Consider the following 18,114-nt stretch of genomic DNA (forward strand, 5'->3'; position numbering starts at 1 on the left):
GCCGTGGTTATTGCTTGACCGCAAAAACCCAAAGTGAGCCGCCGGGCGGGACTTTGGCCAGCCGTTCGTCGCCGGAGAACAGCGAGTAGACGCCGCCATAGCCGCTCGTCACGGCGACATACTGCACGCCGTCCTGCTGCCAGGTCACCGGTTGTCCCTCGATGCCCGAGCCGGTCTGGAACTGCCAGAGCTTCTTGCCGGTATCGGCATCGAAGGCCTCGAACTCGCCGGTCAGCGCGCCCGAGAACACGACACCGCCCGCGGTCGACAGCACGCCGGAGAAGCGCGGGATGTCGCTGGGTGCTTCCCACTTCGCCTTGCCGGTCATGGGATCGATCGCCTTCAGATGACCGCGCGGGCCGTCACCCCATTCCCAGAGATCGGTGAGGTCCATGCCGAGATACCATTCACCCTGCTTGAAGGTGGCGGGTTCGGTCTTGTACCTGCCGCCGAAGGCGAGCGTGTTGGCGTAGGCGAGGCCGGTCTGCGGATTGAACGACATCGGCTCCCAGTTCTTGCCGCCGAGGATCGACGGATAGACGGTCACCTTCTTGCCCTCACGCGCATCCTTCGAGACGTCGGTCTCGATGGGACGTCCGGTCTTCATGTCGATTCCCGTCGCCCAGTTGACCTTCACGTAAGGATTGGCCGCGAGCAGCTTTCCGTTGGTGCGGTCGAGCACGTAGAAGAAGCCGTTGCGGTTGGCGTCCATCAACACCTTGGTCGGCTTGCCCTCGACGTTCATATCGGCGAGGACCATCTCGGCCACGCTGTCATAGTCGAACGGATTGTTGGGCGAGAACTGGTAGTGCCACTTGATCTTGCCGGTCTTGGGATCCATCGCCAGCACGGAGCAGGTGTAGAGGTTGTCGCCCGGGCGTACCGCCGAGTTGAACGGTCCGGGATTGCCGATACCCCAGTAAACCGTGTTCAGCTCGGGATCATAGGAGCCCGTAATCCAGGTCGAGCCACCGCCGAGCTTCCAGGTATCGCCCTTCCAGGTGTCGCCGCCGGGCTCATCCGGAGAGGGGATCGAATGGGTGCGCCACAGGTGCTTGCCCGTTGCGGGATCCCAGCCGTCGATGAAGCCGCGGGTGCCGAACTCGGCGCCGGAGATGCCGGTGATCACGACGCCGTCGGCGACCAGCGGCGCCACCGTCATCGAATAGCCTTCCTTGATATCGGCCGCCTTCTGTCGCCACAGCTCTTTGCCGTCCTTGGCGTCGAGCGCGATCACGTTGGCGTCCAGCGTGGTGCGGAACACCTTGCCCTCATAGAGTGCTGCGCCGCGATTGATGATGCCGCAGCAGACGATGCGCGGCGTTTCGGCAGGATACTCGACCTTGGATTTCCAGATCTGCTTGCCGGTCTTGGCGTCGACCGCCATGGTCGCGTTGTGCGACGTCACGTAGATCACGCCCTGGTACACCAGCGGCTGCGATTCCTCGCTGCGATCGTCGTTGAAAGAGTAGTTCCAGACCGGGACAAGGTTCTTGACGCTGTCCTTGTTGATCTGGTTCAGCGTCGAGAAACGCTGAAGATTGTAGCCCATCCCGTAGTTGAGAACGTTCGATGTATCGGTCGCGCCTTTGACCAGCTGCTCGCTGGTTTGTGCACTTGCACAAGTCGATGCAAGCATGACGAGGCTCGCGGCCATCGCAAAGCGTTTCATCCGTCCCTCCCAATATGCGCGCCTATTGACGCTGCGACAGCAACACTCCGCCCGAATGCAAAACGCGTCAATACGAAAGTCGTAATTGCGATGCCGATATGGTAGGCGGCGCGGGATGCCGTCACCTGACGGAGACCTGACAAAGCAACTCTCACTTGTGCGCAGGCGCTGAAGAAATTCCGCGGCATGGAGCAGAGCGCGTGCGCCACGGCAGCGGTCGCGCCGACGGGTTCTGCAAGTTGTGCGGTGCGCAGGCTGCAATTCGGGACTTGAACCCAGGCTCGCTTGTGGACTTATGTCGTTTCGATCCGGTTCGAATCGGAGCTCTTGGTGAGGGAGGTTTTCATGATATCGCGTCGCTCTGTTGCACTTGCGCTCACGATTGCACTGCTGTCCGGTCCGGCATGGTCGGCCTCCGGCAACGCGGTCAAGACGTTCGATACCGACAATGACGGCACCCTCGATCTTGCCGAGGTGAAGAAGGCGGCGGCGGCGTTGTTCGCCAAGCTCGATCCCGATCACGACGGCACGCTCGACGCCCGCGAATTGCGCGGACGGTTAACAGCGAAAGAACTCGCCGCCGCCGATCCCGATCGCGACGGGACTCTCACGCTCGACGAATATCTCTCGGTGGTGGAGCAGCGCTTCAACGCGGCGAATCCCGACAAGGATGGAACGCTGGATGCGAAGGAGCTGAACTCGCGCGCCGGTCGCGCGCTGCTGCGCTTGTTGCGGTGAGAACCGCGCCGCTTGACTGGGAGCGAAGGCGAGTTGCCCGAGAGAGAAATTTGCAAGCGCGATGCGACAGTTCGCTGTGTCAACGGTGCGATTCCAGACTTGCGCTGTGGCTGACGCAGCCCTAGGTTTTCGCCGGCGCGATGTCGCGCTCAATCCCTTGGGAGTCCCCGAATGGCCTGGAAAGCTCCGAAGATCGTGGAAGTGCCGGTCGGCATGGAAATCAACATGTACGCCTGCGCTTTGCGCAAGTAAGACCACAAGTAAGACTGACGACCTGCCGCGGCTTCGATGGCAACCACCGTCGAAGCCGTGGTAGTGTCGGGGATGCGCGCGAGAGCCCTTACATTCTGGACCATAGCCGCCTGCACCGTCGCGCTCGCGCCGGCATGCGTCCGCGCCGAAGAGGGCTTCGATACCGAACACATCTTCGGCTTCATGATCGGTACCGATGTCGGCAATCCCGGCGAGCGCGAATTCCAGACTCAGACGACAGGCCGATTCGGCAAAGGAGGCGGGACCTATCGCGCCCTCTCGCAGGAGGTCGAGATCGAGATCGTGCCGCTGCCGAACTTTCGCATCGAGGTCGGCGGCACTGCCACCCTGCACGACATCACCGGCGTCCCCGACATCGGCGACCGCCGCCAGTTCAATTTTCAGGGCGCTTCGCTCGACCTGCGCTATCGCCTGCTCGATCGCGAGCGCGCGCCATTCGGGTTGACCGTCGCCGCCGAACTCCATGGCGACCGCATCGACGAGACTTCTGGAGCAAAAGGGCGGATGTACGGTACCGATTTCACGCTCGCCTTCGATCGCGAGCTGATCCCGAACTTCGCCATCGGGGCGCTCAACCTGATCTATCAACCCGAATGGGCGCGTTTCGAAATGGCGGGACTGTCCGAAAAGAGTTCGACCATCGGCGCGGCCTTCGCCGGCCTGGTGCGCGTGCGGCCCGATGTGCTGCTCGGCGGCGAGGTGCGCTACTTCCGGCAGTACGAAGGCATCGGCCTCGGCGAGTTCGCAGGACAGGCGCTCTTCGTCGGTCCGACCGCTTATTTCCAGCTTTCCGAGCGCTCGCGCCTGACCATGAGCTGGAGCATGCAGGCATGGGGCCGGCCGGCCGGATCGGGCGGCAATCTCGACCTCGTCAATTTCGAGCGCCACCAGGCAAGGCTGGTCTTTGGAGTTAATTTCTAGCGCTCGGGGAGAGTTGACAGGCAATTCCCGCTTTATTTCGGGCGGCCGGATTGAAACTTCCCGCTCATCGGAACGTAATCTTTTGTGCTAACTTCATCGCCTCTGCGAGGATCCCGGCATGAATCCGATCGACCTGGTGGTGACTGTGTGTGCGTTGCTCTCGCCAGCGACCTGCGAGGAGCAACATCTGGTGTTCAACTATGCGGGGTCGCCGACGCAATGCGCGATGGCTGCGCCGCCCTATATCGCGCAATGGATTGGTGACCATCCGAAGTGGCAGGCGGTGCGGTGGCGCTGCGAATATCCGCATCCGAACGACAAGGCGTAAAGCCCTGAGCTGCGTTGCCGGTCGCGACTGGCTTAGGTCCTCATCCTGAGGAGCTTGCGAAGCAAGCGTCTCGAAGGATGGCCGCAGGGCGACAGACGGGCCTGCATGGTTCGTGACGCGCGTTCCGCGCTCCTCACCATGAGGGGATAACGCTCGTAACGCAGCCCCCGTTACTTGCTGCAGTCCTTCAGATCCTTGTCGGCGATCGAGAACACCGCATCCGCCTTGATCTCGATGTCGCGCACGATGCATTGCCGCGCATTGGGATAGCTGACCCTGGCGTCGTAGCGGCCGGGCTCGACGCCGGTGATGCGCAGCCGCTCGTCGTGGTCGACCTCCTTGTCTTTGTCGTTCAGGCACTGGTTCGGCCCCCACTCGGTCTTCCCGGCCGGGGAGAGCTGGAAGCCGGAGATCGCCTCCGTCGTCAGATTCCAGAGCCGGATACCCTTGCCCTTGGCCTGGGCGAGCGCCGCGCCCGGCATCGCAACCAACAGGATGCCGATCGCAATCAGCGTACGCCGCATGATGACCCTCCCGCGAAGATGTCGTTGGTCCAATTGACCATGAGTTCTCATTGCGATTCAAGCTGCAACGCCGCGAGCTCGGCCCTGATCTTGCCGAGTTCGGCCTCGCTGCGCTCCGCGCGCGGGATGGCAATCGGCACCTCGCGCACGATGCGCGCCGGTCGCGGCGACAGCAAGAACAGGCGGTCGCCGAGCCGGATCGCGTCATCCAGACTGTGGGTGACGAGCAACGTCATCACCGGACGGCGCGCCACCAGCGTCGCGATCTCGTCGCGCAAACGGCCGGCGAGTGCGTCGTCGAGCGAGGCGAGGGGCTCGTCGAGCACGAGCAGGTCAGGCTCGACGGCAAAGGCGCGAGCGAGCGCGACGCGCCGGGCGAGGCCAAGCGACAGCTCGCCTGGAAAATGACTGCGATGCGCGTCCAGCTCCAGGATCCTGAACAGCTCGGCGAGCTTGGCGTCGGTGACATCGGGTGCCGCAAGCCGCACATTCTGCTCGACCGAGCGCCATGGCAGCAGCCGCGGCTCCTGGAAAACCATACCGATCCGCGCTTCCGGCGGGCGCGAGACGCGTCCCTCGAAATCGCGGTCGAGGCCGAGGATAATGCGCAGCATCGTGCTCTTGCCGCAGCCGGACGGTCCGATCAGCACGCCGACCTCGCCGGATTGAAGCGCGAAGCTGACCGGCGCGAGCACCTCCTGCGTCCCGCCCGCGGCACTCTTGAACCTCTTGCCTGTGATATCGACCTCAAGCCGCACGGGGTCGCCATCGTGTTGCGCGGGCTTCGAACGGTTGCACCAGCGCGGTCTCGATCACGAGCACGACGGCGGCGAAGGTTAGCGAATAGGCCAGCAGCCGCGGCGTGTCGAACAGCTGGAAGGCGACGCCGATCTCGAAGCCGACGCCGTTGGGTCGCCCCAGGAGTTCGGCGACCAGCACGATCTTCCACACCAGCGACAATCCGGAGCGGGCTGAGGCTGCGATATAGGGCGCCAGTTGCGGCAGCACGACGTGGCGGAAAGCGCGCCAGCGCGGCATCGCGAACACGCTCGCCATCTCGTCGAGCGAGCGGTCGAGCGCGCGCGCGCCCTCGCGCAGGGTGACGATGGCGGTCGGCAACTTGTTGATGGCGATCGCCGCGATCGCTGCGGCTTCGGTGAGCCCGGCCCAGATATAGGCCAGCACGATCACGACCAGCGCGGGCAGGTTCAGGAGCAGGATTAGCCAGGGATCGCCGAGCCGGTCGGCGAGCTTCACCCGTCCCATCAGATAGCCGATGGCGCTGCCGAGCGACATCGCCAGCACGAAGGCGAGGCTTACGCGGGCAAGCGTTGCGCCGAGATGCAGGAACAGCGCGCCGCTCGATGCTTCCGCGACGACGACGTCGAGCACGGCGGGCGGGGAGGGCAGCTTCGCGGCGCCGACGAAGAGGGCGGCGATCCACCAGATCGCGAGCAACAGGGCAAACGACAGAAGACGCAGCACCTCACTCCCCGGCAACTGCGTGAAAGAACGTGCCGGGATCGAGCTCGGCAGCCGGGCCGACGAGGTCGCGGCCGCCGGTCTCGGCCAGCACGCGGTAGAGCACGCGCGCGTCCCTTTCTTCGTCATCGATGCTCCGGCGCGGAATGCCGTCGCGATAGCGCTCGCGATAAGTCTTGAGCAGGGTGGCATCGCTCGTGCCGGTGAGCGGTGCGATCTTGTCCCAGGCGGCATCGGAGGTCACCAGCAGCTGCTTGGCCTTGCGGGTCATCGCGATGAAGCGCGCCACCGCATCGCGATGACTTGCCGCCCAGGTTTCGTCGAAGACATAGCCGACCGCGGAGACCGCGCCCTTGGCGCCGAGTTTCGGCAATATGTCCTCGATACCGGCAAGGCGTCTAAAACCCTTGGCCTCCAGCTGTGCGCAGAAATTCCAGAAATTGAGGCTCGCATCCATCTCGCCGTCGAGCGCCTTGGCGGCGAGCAGAGGCGGAGCACCATAGACGATGGTCGCCTCCGATTTCAGGTCGATGCCGTCCTGCTTCATGCGCGCCTGGAGCAGCAGCCAGCTCTTGTCGATGGGACCGCCGCCGACGGCGAGCTTGCGGCCCTTCAAGTCGGCGAGCGACTTGATCGGCGAGGAGGCCGGCACCATCACCGCGCCGAGCGCGCTGGAATAGGGATAGAAGGTGAGCTTGGCGCCAAGCGTGCGCTCGCGAGACACCCACAGCCAGTCGGAGAGGATGATGTCGGCATTGCCGGCGCGCAGCGCGATCTTGCCGGCCTCGGGGCTCGCAAGCTCGGCGACGTCGAGCGACAGGTCGGCCTCCTTGTCGAGGCCGTTGGCGCGGATCGCGGCCAGCTCCCAGGAGAATGTTCCGGTCTTCTGCACCGCAAGGCGAATCGTATCCGCGGCGCGGCCGGGCCCGGTTAGCGTCAGCGCCAGCGCCACCGCGAGCGCCAATGATCCACCAAATGTTCTCATCACGTTGTGAGCCGTTTCCTCTGACAGAAGTGCTTTTCAGGACAATACGCATAGCATAGCTTCCGTCGCAACCAGCGGGAGGACGCTCATGAATCTGGCCGGACAGCTACGACCGATTGTCGCCGCATTGGCCGTGTGGGCTGCGACCGCGCTCGCCGCGCAGGCTGAACAGGCCAATGATTATCCGACGTCGGCGCGTGCCGAGTATGTCTATGGCTGCATGAAGGCGAATGGCGAGAGCCGGCAGGCGATCGAACAATGTTCCTGCTCGATCGACGTGGTGGCCTCGATCGTGTCCTATGAGCGCTACGTTACCGCAGAAACCGCGCTCAGCATGTCCCAGGTCCGCGGCAATCTCGGCGTCCAGTTCCGCACCTCGGAGCAGGCGAACTCGGCCGTGAATGATTTGAGGCGTGCCCAGGCGGAAGCCGAGGTGAGGTGTTTCTGACCGCTTGGTTGTACGACCACCGTATTCGTCATGCCCGGGCTTGTCCCCGGGCATCCACGTCTTGGCGGCACCTAAGATCGTGGATGGCCGGGACAAGCCCGGCCATGACGACCGGGAGCCTCACGTCCCCGGCTTCTCCACGTCCCACTCGTTCCGGAACACGTGTCCGTCCGTGTCCTTGGCTTCCGCGCGAAAACGCCTGGCGCCGTTGGATACATAGGTGAAGCGCAGATTTGGATCTTCCGAGATCGAGATGCCGCCTTCCATCGACAGCACGGGGCTGTCGTCCTGCGTCAGCTTGAGCTGGTTGATGAAGAAGGCGGGAATGTAGAGCTGTGTGACCTGGTCCATCTGCAGGCCGGAATTGTTGGGATGGCCGATCATGATCTGCGCTTCCCGCATGCGGCTCGCCGGGGCCTCCTCGCGCGCGAATTGGCGGTAGCGCATCTGGCCGAGCCGGTTCTGGGCCTCCTCGGCATTCTTCCCTGCTGGTGCCGAGCAGCCGCCGGAGGCCTTCACGTAGACTTTCGAGACATAGAGCTGGCCATCGCTGAGCTCGGCCACCGCATGAACGTCGGTGTAATTGTTGACGCGCACGCGGGTCGAGATTTCAGTGACGTTGGCATCCGGTCCGAGCTCGAACTTCGCCGCCATCGGCGCGGGATTACGATCGATCACCAGCGTGATCGAACGGATGCGGCGGGCATCGCCGGGCGAGAGCTTGCTGCGCAGGGTCACCGGCACGATGGCCGCGTCTTCGGCACGATACGGCATCTCGATTCCAATGACATTGCCGCCGTCATTCATCGGACGGCTGCTGAAGATGTCCTGCACCAGGCCCGGCCAGGGATCGTAAGCCTCTTCCGCCTGCGCCGGCACGGCGAATGCAATGCCGAGGAGCAGGGCGATCAGAGGCAGTCGGCGCGTGCATCCCGTCATGGTCATGGTCCCGCGGACGAAGCAACGTTTCACGCATCGTAGCGCGTCCGCTACTCCCATTCAATTTCCGAAAATGCTGCGGTTGCGTTGCGGGCGTTGTAGTCGTCGAACAGCTCCCAGTGCGGCCGTTCCGAGGCGGCGGCCCTGTCTGCAGCGGTTCGGATCGGCTCGCCCTTCTTGTTCGACGCCCGGATGTCCGCCAGCAGTGCCGTCAGATAGCGCCGTTCATCGGTCAGCGCGGCAGGCCATTCACTCACAGGTCCGTGACCGGGAACGACGCGCTGCGCCGGAATGCTCTCGAGTTCCGCGAGGATGCGAAGCCAGCCGCGAATGCTGCCGTCCATCACCGGAATATGGCGGAGGAAGATGAGGTCGCCAGTGAACAGCGTCTTCGTCATCTCATCGAACACGGTCAGGTCATTGTCGCTGTGCCCGGCCGGCCAAGCCCGCAGGTTGAGGCGGCGCGCACCGAGATCGAGCATCAGGGTGTCCGTGACGAGCATTGTGGGCGGCACGATTTTCACGGGAGATATCAATTCGTCGCCCATGATGCGCCTAAAATTGTCGAGATAGTACGGCCCACGGGCAGCGAGCGCCCGCGGCAATCGGCTGTGACCGACGAAAATGGTGTCCCCGGCGACGAAAGCCGCATTGCCGAAAACATGGTCGGGATGGCCGTGCGTATTGATGACGTAGCGGATCGGCTTGCTGGTGCGGGCCCGCACCGCCGCCAGCAGCGCCTCGCCCTCGCGAACGCTACCGCCGGTATCAATCACGGCCACCGCATCTTCGCCCACGATGAAGCCGACATTGGCGATGTCGCCCTCGTTCTCGCGGGTCATCAGGGCGATGGTCCCGGAGTGTACGAAGATTCCCGGCGCGACTTCGCTCACAGGCAATTCGGCCGCTGCGGCGCATGCTAGCGTCGCTGTTACCAGGGACAAGGCTGCGATCACGAGAGCGATGCGAGACACTTTTCAGCCTCAGTTCAAAGGTTGCGCGCATTGCACTGCAACAAAGAAAGCCAGCACAAAGTCTGGCAAAACATGGCGCGTCATGCGTTGCATGGCTAGCATTCAAACAAGCCTAGGAGGAAGCGCGATGACGGAGGCCGGACGACATCGTCGCTGGTTGCTTTCACTGAGTATCCTGGTTGCGTCTTGCGCGTTCGGCGACGTCGCCATAGCGCAGACCAACGAGACGGGTGACCTCTCGTTCGAACTGGTCGACCCCAAGGTGCTACGCGTCTGTTCCGACCCGCGCAATCTGCCGTTCTCGAATGAGAAGGGCGAGGGGTTCGAGAACAAGCTTGCCGAGCTGTTTGCGGACAAGCTCCAGAAGAAGCTCGACTATGTCTTTTTTCCGCAAGCCACCGGCTTCGTGCGCATGACGCTCGGCTCGCATCGCTGCGACGTCATCATGGGCTTCCCCCAAGGCGATGACCTCGTGCAAGGCACCAATCCCTACTACCGCACGAGCTATGCCTTGGTCGCGAAAGCAGGTAGCGGGCTGGAGGAGGTCGACACGCTGGAGGATGCCAGGCTCAAGGGCAAGCATGTCGGCATCGTCGCCGGCACGCCGCCTGCGACCAACATGGCCATTGCGGGACTGATGGGTGATGCAAAGCCCTATCCGCTCATGATCGACACGCGCTACGACAATTCGGCGCAGGCAATGATCGATGATCTCACGGCGGGCAAGATCGACGCCGGCGTGCTGTGGGGACCGATGGCAGGGTTCTACGCGAAGAAGGCGGGGTCGCTTCATGTCACGCCGCTGGTGAAGGAAACCACCGGGCCAAAACTGGTCTATCGCATCGGCATGGGCGTGCGTGGCGCCGACCAGAACTGGAAGCGGCAGCTCAACAAGCTGATCCAGGAGAACCAGGGCGAGATCAACAAGATCCTGCTCGATTTCGGCGTGCCGCTGCTGGACGAGAACGATCGGCCGCTTGGCGCGGAGACGACCAAGAAGGCACCATGAGGCAGACGCCATGAGGCGGCACCTTGCGGCTGCGCTGGTCGGCGCCGTGCTGGTGGCGCCGGTCGTTGCGCAGCAGCAGGAGCCGTTCGAGCCCGAAGGCTATCGCACCGACAACTACCGCGCGCCCGTGCCGCCGACGCTCGGCGGCGCGCGCGTGCTGTCGACGTCAGAAGCCGAGGCGATTTGGCGCGCGAAGAGCGGCGCCTTCATCGACGTGCTGCCGCGCGCGCCGAAGCCGAAAAACCTTCCCGCGGGTACCGTTTGGCGCGAGGCGCCGCGCAAAAATATTCCGGGCAGCATCTGGCTGCCGGATACCGGCTACGGCACGCTGCCGCCCGCCATGGACGACTATTTCCAGCGCGGCCTGGCGCGTGCATCACACGGCGATAAGAACGCGCTGCTCGTGATCTATTGCCTGGCCGATTGCTGGATGTCCTGGAACGCCGCCAAGCGCGCGCTCGCGTATGGCTACTCCAACATCGCCTGGTATCCCGATGGCACCGACGGCTGGGAGCGTGCAAAGCTTCCTACTGAGGAGGCGCAGCCCGAGCCGCGGCCGGAGCAATAGGCAAGAGATCGTCATGCCTGGGCTTGCCCGGGCATCCACGTTCTTGGTGCCTCGTGGCTGTGCGTGGATGGCCGGGACAAGCCCGGCCATGACGCCCTGTCGCACGTGGGAAGAGGCGAGGAAAAGCTTACTGCTTCTGCAACTTCGTCAGCGTGCCCGTCCCGTTATTGTCGGTCGCAGAGTAGCTCACCCTGTCGCCGGCGTGGACGGCGTCGAGCATCGCGGCATCCTTGGCCTTATACTCCTGGAGCGCGCCGGCGCCGCCTGCGCTGCCGCCGACTGTGCCCTTCTGCGTCTGCTGGATCGAAATCGTGCTGTTGAGCCGATCTATCCGGGTGACCATTCCGGTCAGATCGTCAGCGAATGCGCTGCTTGCGAGCATGCTGATGGCTGCAGCGCCTGCGAGGATGAATTTCGTGGTTCCCATCGAGGCCTCCCGATGCCTTGGATTACCCGTCGACAAGACATCCTAGACCGATTTGGTTCCGGCATATAGCACGGCGGCAGGTTAATGATCGCCATGGAGGCGCGGGAACCGGCCGCAAGCGGTCAATGAGGCTGACTCTATTCCATTTCCTGCTGGATCACGCGTCCAAGCGCAAACAGCCGCTGGTCGATGGTGGTGGGAACCTCGCAGACGAATCGCACCACCTTGTGGCGGTCCTCGAAAATGCGAGTCTTCCAGATCAGCTCGTTGCTGAGCGCATCGACCTTAGCCTCGTCGCGCGGCGTGGCGCCTTGGAGCGCCTGAAGCTGGACGCTCTCCTCGCGGATCTTGTCGGCGGCTTCGCGCTGCTTGCGGCTGACGCGTTCCAGCCCGCTCATGACCTGCGAGCGCTGAGCGTTGAGCGTGTCGAACAGGCCTGCGAACAGCAGTTTTGCGTTCGTGGTCTTGTCGGCCGCGGAGCCCGCCAAAAACTCCTTCACCAACTTCTCGCCCTCGTCCAGCGGCGTCTTGCGTGCCGACAGTTTGGCGACCAGCGCGCTGACCTTGGCGTCGTCCTTCCATTTGTTCTGCACGTCGTCGAGCGGAGGACCGGCCCATACGGCGGCGAGCGAAATTTCCGGCACTTTGGCCTGCGTGCAGGGCCAATCCGGATAGCGCGGATCGGCCGCGCGTGCCGCCGTGCTCGCGGCTGCGAGCATCAGAGCGGCCATGGCCAGAACCCGAACCGTCATCCTTCGCCTCCCGCAGGCCCCCGTCGCGCCAGCCCGCGCGAGGGATCATAGGCCAGAATCGCGCCGATCATGAAGACGATTGTGCAGGTCGCGACCACCGCCAGCGAGATCCAGTTGATCTGTCCGTACAGCGCGAAGCGGATCAGCTCGACCGCATGGGTGAACGGATTGGCCTCGCAAACATAGTAGAGATATGGGCTGCCCTCCTGCACCCGCCAGAGCGGGTAGAGTGCCGATGAAGCGAAGAACATCGGGAAAATGACAAAATTCATCACGCCGGCAAAGTTCTCCAGCTGCTTGATGCCGGAGGAGATCAGCATGCCCAGCGAGCCCAGCATCAGTCCGGACAGGATCAGGGCCGGCAGCACGGTGAGATAGCCCGATAGGGGAGGGGTGATGTCCCAGAACCAGGCTATCAGCAGGAACGCGTAGACCTGGAGCAGCGACACCGCGGTGCCCGCGAGCAGCTTGCAGAACAACAGGTAGCCGCGCGGCAGTGGGCTCACCAGCAGCGTGCGCATGTTCCCCATCTCACGGTCATAGACCATCGAGAGCGAGGACTGCATGCCGTTGAAGAGCTGGATCATGGCCATCAGCCCCGGCGCGATGAAGACCTCGTAGAGGATGTAGGTCTCGTAGGGCGGGATGATGGAGATGCCGAGCACCTGGCGGAAACCGGCGGCGAAGATGAACAGCCAGACCAGCGGCCGCACCAGCGCCGAGACGAACCGCTCGCGCTGGTGCAGGAAGCGCAGTCCCTCGCGCCAGACAATGCCCGTGAGGCAGGTCATGTATTCGGCGGCCGAGAAGCCGCGCTGCGCCTCGCGCGTGGTGATGCTGCTCATGCGCCGCCGCCCGGCAGGGTCTGCGCGCCGGTCAGGCGCATGAAGGCGGTGTTGACGTCCTGCGCGCCGGCTTCCGCGACGACGCGGCTCATCGGTCCCTGCGCCAGCACCTTGCCCTGATGCAGCACCACGAGATCGTCACCGGCCATGATTTCGTCGAACAGATGCGTGGCCCAGAGTACGCCGATGCCTTGCTCGCTCACGAGCTGGCGCACATGGCTGATGATGTCGGCGCGCGCCTTGACGTCGAGGCCGACGGTCGGCTCGTCCAGCAAGAGCAGGCGCGGCCGGTGCAGCAGCGCCCGGGCGATCTCCAGCCGCCGCATCTGCCCGCCCGAGAGATCGCGCACCTTGCTGCCGGCGCGCTCGGTAAGCCCGATGCGACCGAGCAGCTCGGCGGCTCGAGCGCCGGCTTCGCGGCGGCTGATGCCGTGGAGTGCGGCGTGATAGAGCAGGTTCTGCGTCAGCGACAGATCGAGATCGAGCGTGCGCGGCTGGAACACGACGCCGAGCAACCGCAGCGCCTCGCCGGGACTCTTGCTGATGTCATGGCCGAAAATGCCGACGCGGCCGGACTGGATGCCGAACAGGCGCGTGATCAGCGAGAACAGCGTGCTCTTGCCCGCCCCGTTGAGGCCAAGCAGGGCCGTGAAGCTCGCGGGCTGCACGTTGAAGGACACGTCCATCAGCGCGCGGCGCGGTCCATAGGCGTGGCTGACGTCGTCGATCGATAGCGCGGGCACGGTCGCCGGATCGGGCCTTGGTGTTTCGCGTTGTTCGGCGATGGGAACAGGGCTGGTCATGGCGCGATCGTGATACCCCAGGGCAGTTCGCCCACTTGAATGGTCTTGATCACCTTTTGCGCGGCGACGTCGATGACGGAGACGTCGTTCGAGACGCCATTGGTGGTGAGCAGAAATTTTTCGTCCGGGGTGAATGCCATGTGCCAGACCCGCTGTCCCACCAGCAGATATTTCGTCACCTTGCGCGAGGCGGTATCGACCACGGCGACGCGATTGGCGGGACCGAGCGCGATGAAGGCGGTCTTGTCGTCCCGGGTCATGCCGATGCCAACGGGCTGGATCGCCTCTTTCCTCAACCCCGGAATCTCGAAATTGATCTTGCCGGTCACCTCGTGCTTTCCGGGGTCGATGATCGAGACGGTGCCGCCGATCTCCGAGGACACCCACAATTCGGAAGCGTCGTGCTTGAATTCGGCAAAGCGCGGTCGCGCGTCGACCAGCACGTTGGCGACGATCTGGCGCGACGACGTGTCGATGAAATGCGCCATGTTGGTGGTCTCGGACGTGTTGATCAGCGTCTTGCCGTCCGGGCTGATGGTCATGCCCTCGGGCTCGACGCCGACCTGGATGTCGCCAAGGCGAGCGCGCTTCTCGAGGTCGATCACGGTCACTGTGTTGTCGTTCTCGTTGGCGACATAGAGGACCTTGCCGGCGGCATCCTGGGCGAACAATTCAGGGTCGGGACCGGAGGGCAGGCTGTCCACCACGGTTTGCGTCTTCGCGTCGATCATCTGGATCGTGTCGTCGTCGCCGACCGCGACCATCACGAACTTTCCGTCGCGCGTGAAGTCGATGCCACGCGGGCGCTGGCCGACCTTGATGGTCTTGGTCACCGTCCAGCTTTCGGTATCGATCACCGACACCGTGTTGCTCTTCTCGTTCGAGACATAGGCGATGAACGCATGCGCCGGCGCTGCCGCCAGCGCCAATCCGGACAGCAACCCAACACGCCACGCGCGGAACGTCCAAGTCCTCACTTTAATGTCCTCACTTCAGCTTGCATTTGCTCTCCGGGCGGTCATAGCCGAGCGTGTCGAGCTCGGAGACCTGGTGCAGGAAACCTTCTTGCGGCGACACCGACACCACCATGCGGCCATCGACCAGCAGGATCGGCTGGCGCAGCTGCAGGTTCCAGTCGCGCAAGGTCAGCTTCGTGCCCTTGAAGGCGGCGACCGAGAACTCCGGGCCCTTGATGAAATCGGTGACCTTCTTGACCTCGCCGGAATTGGTGCGCGACGTGGCCTCTCCGATCATGCGCACGGCGGTCCACGCCTGCATGTCGAGCGCAGTCATCCGCCGCGCGTTGAGCTTGACGAAGCGGTTCTGCATCTGGATCGCGCCCCACTGGTCCTGCGCAGCGTCCCAGCTCCGCGGCACGAGGCCGGCCGAGCCCGCGACAGGCCGTGGATCCCAGGTGCGATAGGGCAGGTAGGCGCCGAACACCTCGCTCTCGTCAGCGGCGACCAGTACATCATAGGCCGGAGCTTGTTGCGTGAACACCGGCATCTGCCGCTGGATCAGCGTCACGCCGGAGTCCGTGCGGCGCGCGCCGCCTTTGTCTTCGAAGCTGCGCTCCTGCACGATCTTGGCGCCGAACCGCGTCGCGGTGCGCCGGAGCGCATCGGCGAACAGTCTGTCCTCGTCATGCGAGCCAACCACGAGCAGCCAGCGCTTCCATTGCTTCCACACCAGATACTGACCGAGCGCATCGGCCAGCATTGCGCGCGTCGGCGCGGTGTGGATGACGTTGGCACGGCAATCGGCCTCGCGCAGCCGCTCGTCGATCGCGCCGGCGTTGAACAGCAACGTGCCGCGCTCGCGCAGGGCGTCGGCGACCTTCAGCAGCGTGTCGGCCGGCAGGTCGGCGATGATGAAGCCGTTGCGTGCGGCGAGCTCTGTCGCGGCCTGCACGGCATCTTCGCCCTCCTTGATACGACGCTCCTCCAGCGCAAATCGCTGGTTGAGGAATTTGCCGGTAGTGTTGTTGTCCTCGATGGCCAGGCGTGCGCCGGCGACGCCGTCATTCTCCGCGGGCTGCTCGACCAGCGACAGCGTTGATCTGGTGCCGGCGATTCCGAGATAGCCGACGCCGATCATGACAGGGTCGGCTGCGAGCGCACTCGTCGCAGCAAAACCCAGGCAGATCAGGCCGACCAACCATCGGATCATGTTTCCTCCAGATGTTCTCCCCGGCTTGACCGCCGATGGAGAATTGTCTCTGCTAAAGCATGACCGATTTGTCAGGGCATGCAACCCCGCATTTCGTCCTCACGCCGCCACGCCGGGAATCACGATCATGCGAGCGCTGATATGTTTCGCCGCTTTGCTGTTGACGGGCTCGGCCGCATTCGCCGATCCGCCGAAACTCGCGGTGTTCGATTTCGAACTGATCGACACCAGCCTGCCTGGCGAGTTCTACGGCTCCAAGCCCGAGGAAGCGCGGCTCGACCTCATCAGCGAGCAGTTGCGCAAGGCACTGGTTGAGTCAGGCAGGTTCCAGCTGATCGATATTGCGCCGGTCCGGGATGCGGCCCGTCACGCCAATCTGCAGGCCTGCGGCGGCTGCGACCTCAAGCTTGCCGGGCAGCTGGGTGCCGATTTGGAAATCACTGGCATGGTGCAGAAGGTCTCGAACCTGATCATCAATCTGAACATCTACCTGCGCGACGTGAAGACCGGCAACATGATCACGGCCGCCAGCGCCGATATGCGCGGCAACACCGATGAATCCTGGACGCGCACGATGAGCTATCTGATCCGCAACCGCTTGCTGGCGCCGAACTACGGCAAGCCGTGAGGGAGATATTTACCCCTTCAATCGCTCCGCATGCCAGTGCAGGTGATCGCCCATGAAGGTCGAGATGAAGTAATAGCTGTGGTCGTAGCCCGCCTGCCGCCGCAGCGTCAGCGGAATGTTGGCCTTGGCACAGGCCGCCTGCAGCAATTCAGGACGAAGCTGCTCTTTCAAAAAGTTATCGGCCTCGCCGACGTCGACGAGGAAGCCTGAAAACTTCGCGCCGTCCTCGATCAGCGCCACCGTGTCGTGGCTGCGCCAAATGTCCTTGTTCGGCCCGAGATAGCCGGTCAACGCCTTGATGCCCCAGGGCACGAGCGACGGCGCGACGATCGGCGCAAAGGCGCTGGCCGCGCGAAAACGGTGCGGGTTGCGCAGCGCGACCGTCAGCGCGCCATGGCCGCCCATCGAATGGCCCATCACCGATTGGCGCTTCGCATCGACCGGAAAATTTTCCGCCACGAGTTTCGGCAGTTCGTCGGTGACGTAGCTCCACATGCGATAATTGCTTGAAAACGGCGCTTCCGTCGCGTCGACATAGAAGCCGGCGCCAAGACCGAAATCATAGGCATTATTGGCATCGCCGGGCACGTCGGGGCCTCGCGGGCTGGTGTCGGGCGCGACGAAGATCAAGCCGAGCTCGGCGCAGGCTTTGCGGAATTCGCCCTTCTCGGTGACGTTGGCGTGCGTGCAGGTGAGGCCGGAGAGATACCAGACCACAGGCAGCTTGGCGCCCTGTGCGTGCGGGGGAACATAGACCGAGAACGTCATGTCGGTTCCGGTCGCCTGGCTGGCATGGCGATACACGCCCTGCACGCCGCCATAGGATGTATTGGTCGAGACAGTCTGGATCGTCATGCCGTTATGCTCCGTGGCATCAACCACATCAGGATTGCAACGCTTGTGTGACCGAATTCGCGGCGGCCGTCAGGCCACGCCGCTGTCGATCGCCAGCCGCACCAGCTCGACAGAGGTTTTCACCCCGAGCTTCTGGCGCATGATGGACGAGGTGTTGGCGACAGTCTTGTAGGACGACTGCACCAGCCAGGCGATCTCGGATAGGCTCTTTCCGGCGCTGAGCAGCCGCAAAATCTCCATCTCGCGCGCGTTCAGCTTCGACAGCGGGCTTTGCGCCAGCGCGGGTCCCGCAAAGGCGATGCTGCGCGCGATCGCGCTCGGCAGATAGGTGCCGCCGCCGCCGACGGTGCGAATCGCCTCGACGAGATCGTCGGGGTCACCGGTCTTGGAGACATAGCCCTTGGCGCCGCACTCGATCGCCCGCGCTGCAAAAGCAGGGTCGTCGTTCATGCTGAACATGATGATCCGGGCCTCGGGCGCGCGCTCGAGGATGCGGCGCGCGAGCTCGAAGCCGGACACGGTCGGCAGGTTGATGTCGATGATCGAGAGGTCGGGGCGCTCGACGATGAAGACGCACTCGCCGTCTTCGGCGTCGGCGGCCTCCAAAATCTCGATCTCGCCCTCGTCCGCCAGCACGGCACGGCAGCCGGAGGCGACGATGGGATGATCGTCGACGATCAAAATGCGCATAGGCGTTCCTCGCGACAGCGTCTTGGCCTGTTTCGCGCCCGGCCGGGATTGCTGTACGCTTTCGATTAGATATCGGGCGCTTCG

23 protein-coding genes are annotated in these 18,114 nt (G+C 63.7%); 8 read left to right on the forward strand and 15 right to left on the reverse strand.

Going from position 1 to position 18,114, the window contains the following annotated elements; translation table 11 throughout:
- Nucleotides 1-7: 7 nt before the first annotated feature.
- Entirely contained in the window at nucleotides 8-1,672 is a 1,665-nt protein-coding gene (locus tag IVA93_RS10760; protein WP_085350564.1) for a methanol/ethanol family PQQ-dependent dehydrogenase, read from the reverse strand.
- Nucleotides 1,673-2,017: 345 nt separating this feature from the next.
- Here IVA93_RS10760 and lanM point away from each other — a divergent pair, with 345 nt between their 5' ends.
- From lanM to IVA93_RS10780, 4 genes are all read left to right on the forward strand, one after another.
- Nucleotides 2,018-2,410 (forward strand): lanmodulin LanM, encoded by a 393-nt coding sequence (gene lanM / locus IVA93_RS10765; RefSeq protein ID WP_026233996.1) that lies wholly within the window; start codon nucleotides 2,018-2,020, stop codon nucleotides 2,408-2,410.
- Nucleotides 2,411-2,581: 171 nt separating this feature from the next.
- Nucleotides 2,582-2,662, forward strand: coding sequence for a pyrroloquinoline quinone precursor peptide PqqA (pqqA, locus tag IVA93_RS10770; protein WP_018460299.1), 81 nt, complete (start codon nucleotides 2,582-2,584; stop codon nucleotides 2,660-2,662).
- Between the two features lie 36 nt (nucleotides 2,663-2,698).
- On the forward strand, nucleotides 2,699-3,604 hold the full coding sequence (locus IVA93_RS10775) for a DUF6662 family protein (protein ID WP_018460298.1): 906 nt from the start codon (nucleotides 2,699-2,701) through the stop codon (nucleotides 3,602-3,604).
- A gap of 118 nt (nucleotides 3,605-3,722) precedes the next feature.
- The gene (locus IVA93_RS10780; protein ID WP_018460297.1) at nucleotides 3,723-3,932 is read left to right on the forward strand and encodes a hypothetical protein; all 210 of its coding nucleotides are present in this window, start codon (nucleotides 3,723-3,725) and stop codon (nucleotides 3,930-3,932) included.
- 170 nt (nucleotides 3,933-4,102) lie between these two features.
- Here IVA93_RS10780 and IVA93_RS10785 read toward each other — a convergent pair whose 3' ends face one another.
- The 4 genes from IVA93_RS10785 to IVA93_RS10800 are packed head-to-tail and all read right to left on the reverse strand — an operon-like array spanning nucleotide 4,103 to nucleotide 6,923.
- Entirely contained in the window at nucleotides 4,103-4,456 is a 354-nt protein-coding gene (locus IVA93_RS10785) for a hypothetical protein (RefSeq protein WP_018460296.1), read from the reverse strand.
- 47 nt (nucleotides 4,457-4,503) lie between these two features.
- Nucleotides 4,504-5,214 carry an ABC transporter ATP-binding protein gene (locus IVA93_RS10790; protein ID WP_018460295.1) on the reverse strand — a complete coding sequence of 237 codons (711 nt, stop codon included), beginning with the start codon at nucleotides 5,212-5,214 and terminating at the stop codon, nucleotides 4,504-4,506.
- On the reverse strand, nucleotides 5,204-5,941 hold the full coding sequence (locus IVA93_RS10795) for an ABC transporter permease (protein ID WP_018460294.1): 738 nt from the start codon (nucleotides 5,939-5,941) through the stop codon (nucleotides 5,204-5,206). Before IVA93_RS10795 ends, IVA93_RS10790 begins: the two co-directional genes overlap by 11 nt.
- Nucleotide 5,942: 1 nt before the next feature.
- The gene (locus IVA93_RS10800; protein ID WP_204513979.1) at nucleotides 5,943-6,923 is read right to left on the reverse strand and encodes an ABC transporter substrate-binding protein; all 981 of its coding nucleotides are present in this window, start codon (nucleotides 6,921-6,923) and stop codon (nucleotides 5,943-5,945) included.
- An 88-nt stretch (nucleotides 6,924-7,011) separates the two neighbouring features.
- On the opposite strand from IVA93_RS10800, the gene IVA93_RS10805 reads away from it, so the two are divergent.
- Complete coding sequence (locus IVA93_RS10805; protein WP_018460292.1) at nucleotides 7,012-7,371, forward strand: hypothetical protein; 360 nt, start codon at nucleotides 7,012-7,014, stop codon at nucleotides 7,369-7,371.
- A gap of 120 nt (nucleotides 7,372-7,491) precedes the next feature.
- On the opposite strand, the gene IVA93_RS10810 is transcribed toward IVA93_RS10805, so the two are convergent.
- Nucleotides 7,492-8,310, reverse strand: a complete 819-nt coding sequence (locus IVA93_RS10810) for a quinoprotein dehydrogenase-associated SoxYZ-like carrier (protein WP_026233994.1) — start codon at nucleotides 8,308-8,310, stop codon at nucleotides 7,492-7,494.
- A gap of 50 nt (nucleotides 8,311-8,360) precedes the next feature.
- Complete coding sequence (locus IVA93_RS10815; RefSeq protein WP_026233993.1) at nucleotides 8,361-9,284, reverse strand: quinoprotein relay system zinc metallohydrolase 2; 924 nt, start codon at nucleotides 9,282-9,284, stop codon at nucleotides 8,361-8,363.
- A gap of 127 nt (nucleotides 9,285-9,411) precedes the next feature.
- Here IVA93_RS10815 and IVA93_RS10820 point away from each other — a divergent pair, with 127 nt between their 5' ends.
- Both IVA93_RS10820 and IVA93_RS10825 read left to right on the forward strand, forming a co-directional pair.
- Complete coding sequence (locus tag IVA93_RS10820) at nucleotides 9,412-10,293, forward strand: substrate-binding domain-containing protein (protein ID WP_247295105.1); 882 nt, start codon at nucleotides 9,412-9,414, stop codon at nucleotides 10,291-10,293.
- Between the two features lie 10 nt (nucleotides 10,294-10,303).
- Complete coding sequence (locus tag IVA93_RS10825) at nucleotides 10,304-10,861, forward strand: PQQ-dependent catabolism-associated CXXCW motif protein (protein ID WP_018460288.1); 558 nt, start codon at nucleotides 10,304-10,306, stop codon at nucleotides 10,859-10,861.
- A gap of 127 nt (nucleotides 10,862-10,988) precedes the next feature.
- On the opposite strand, the gene IVA93_RS10830 is transcribed toward IVA93_RS10825, so the two are convergent.
- The 6 genes from IVA93_RS10830 to pedA1 all read right to left on the reverse strand — a co-directional run bounded on the left by IVA93_RS10830 (nucleotide 10,989) and on the right by pedA1 (nucleotide 15,857).
- Nucleotides 10,989-11,288: a copper-binding protein gene (locus IVA93_RS10830; RefSeq protein ID WP_007601401.1), complete on the reverse strand. Its 300-nt coding sequence runs from the start codon at nucleotides 11,286-11,288 to the stop codon at nucleotides 10,989-10,991.
- A gap of 137 nt (nucleotides 11,289-11,425) precedes the next feature.
- Entirely contained in the window at nucleotides 11,426-12,040 is a 615-nt protein-coding gene (locus tag IVA93_RS10835; RefSeq protein WP_026233992.1) for a hypothetical protein, read from the reverse strand.
- Nucleotides 12,037-12,885, reverse strand: coding sequence for a lanthanide ABC transporter permease protein PedC (gene pedC / locus IVA93_RS10840; protein WP_018460286.1), 849 nt, complete (start codon nucleotides 12,883-12,885; stop codon nucleotides 12,037-12,039). Before pedC ends, IVA93_RS10835 begins: the two co-directional genes overlap by 4 nt.
- Nucleotides 12,882-13,688 (reverse strand): lanthanide ABC transporter ATP-binding protein PedB/LutE, encoded by an 807-nt coding sequence (gene pedB, locus IVA93_RS10845; protein WP_018460285.1) that lies wholly within the window; start codon nucleotides 13,686-13,688, stop codon nucleotides 12,882-12,884. The genes pedC and pedB overlap by 4 nt, the downstream gene beginning before the upstream one ends.
- Complete coding sequence (locus IVA93_RS10850; protein WP_026233991.1) at nucleotides 13,685-14,665, reverse strand: YVTN family beta-propeller repeat protein; 981 nt, start codon at nucleotides 14,663-14,665, stop codon at nucleotides 13,685-13,687. The genes pedB and IVA93_RS10850 overlap by 4 nt, the downstream gene beginning before the upstream one ends.
- 10 nt (nucleotides 14,666-14,675) lie before the next feature.
- The gene (gene pedA1 / locus IVA93_RS10855; protein WP_018460283.1) at nucleotides 14,676-15,857 is read right to left on the reverse strand and encodes a lanthanide ABC transporter ABC transporter substrate-binding protein PedA1; all 1,182 of its coding nucleotides are present in this window, start codon (nucleotides 15,855-15,857) and stop codon (nucleotides 14,676-14,678) included.
- A 127-nt stretch (nucleotides 15,858-15,984) separates the two neighbouring features.
- On the opposite strand from pedA1, the gene IVA93_RS10860 reads away from it, so the two are divergent.
- Nucleotides 15,985-16,485, forward strand: coding sequence for a DUF3280 domain-containing protein (locus tag IVA93_RS10860; RefSeq protein WP_018460282.1), 501 nt, complete (start codon nucleotides 15,985-15,987; stop codon nucleotides 16,483-16,485).
- A 9-nt stretch (nucleotides 16,486-16,494) separates the two neighbouring features.
- Here the strand turns inward: IVA93_RS10860 and fghA are convergent, their stop codons facing one another.
- Nucleotides 16,495-17,340: an S-formylglutathione hydrolase gene (gene fghA / locus IVA93_RS10865; protein ID WP_018460281.1), complete on the reverse strand. Its 846-nt coding sequence runs from the start codon at nucleotides 17,338-17,340 to the stop codon at nucleotides 16,495-16,497.
- A gap of 69 nt (nucleotides 17,341-17,409) precedes the next feature.
- Nucleotides 17,410-18,030 carry a response regulator gene (locus IVA93_RS10870; protein WP_018460280.1) on the reverse strand — a complete coding sequence of 207 codons (621 nt, stop codon included), beginning with the start codon at nucleotides 18,028-18,030 and terminating at the stop codon, nucleotides 17,410-17,412.
- Between the last annotated feature and the right edge of the window lie 84 nt (nucleotides 18,031-18,114).

This window comes from Bradyrhizobium sp. 155 (genome assembly GCF_023101105.1).
Lineage (GTDB): Bacteria > Pseudomonadota > Alphaproteobacteria > Rhizobiales > Xanthobacteraceae > Bradyrhizobium > Bradyrhizobium canariense_D.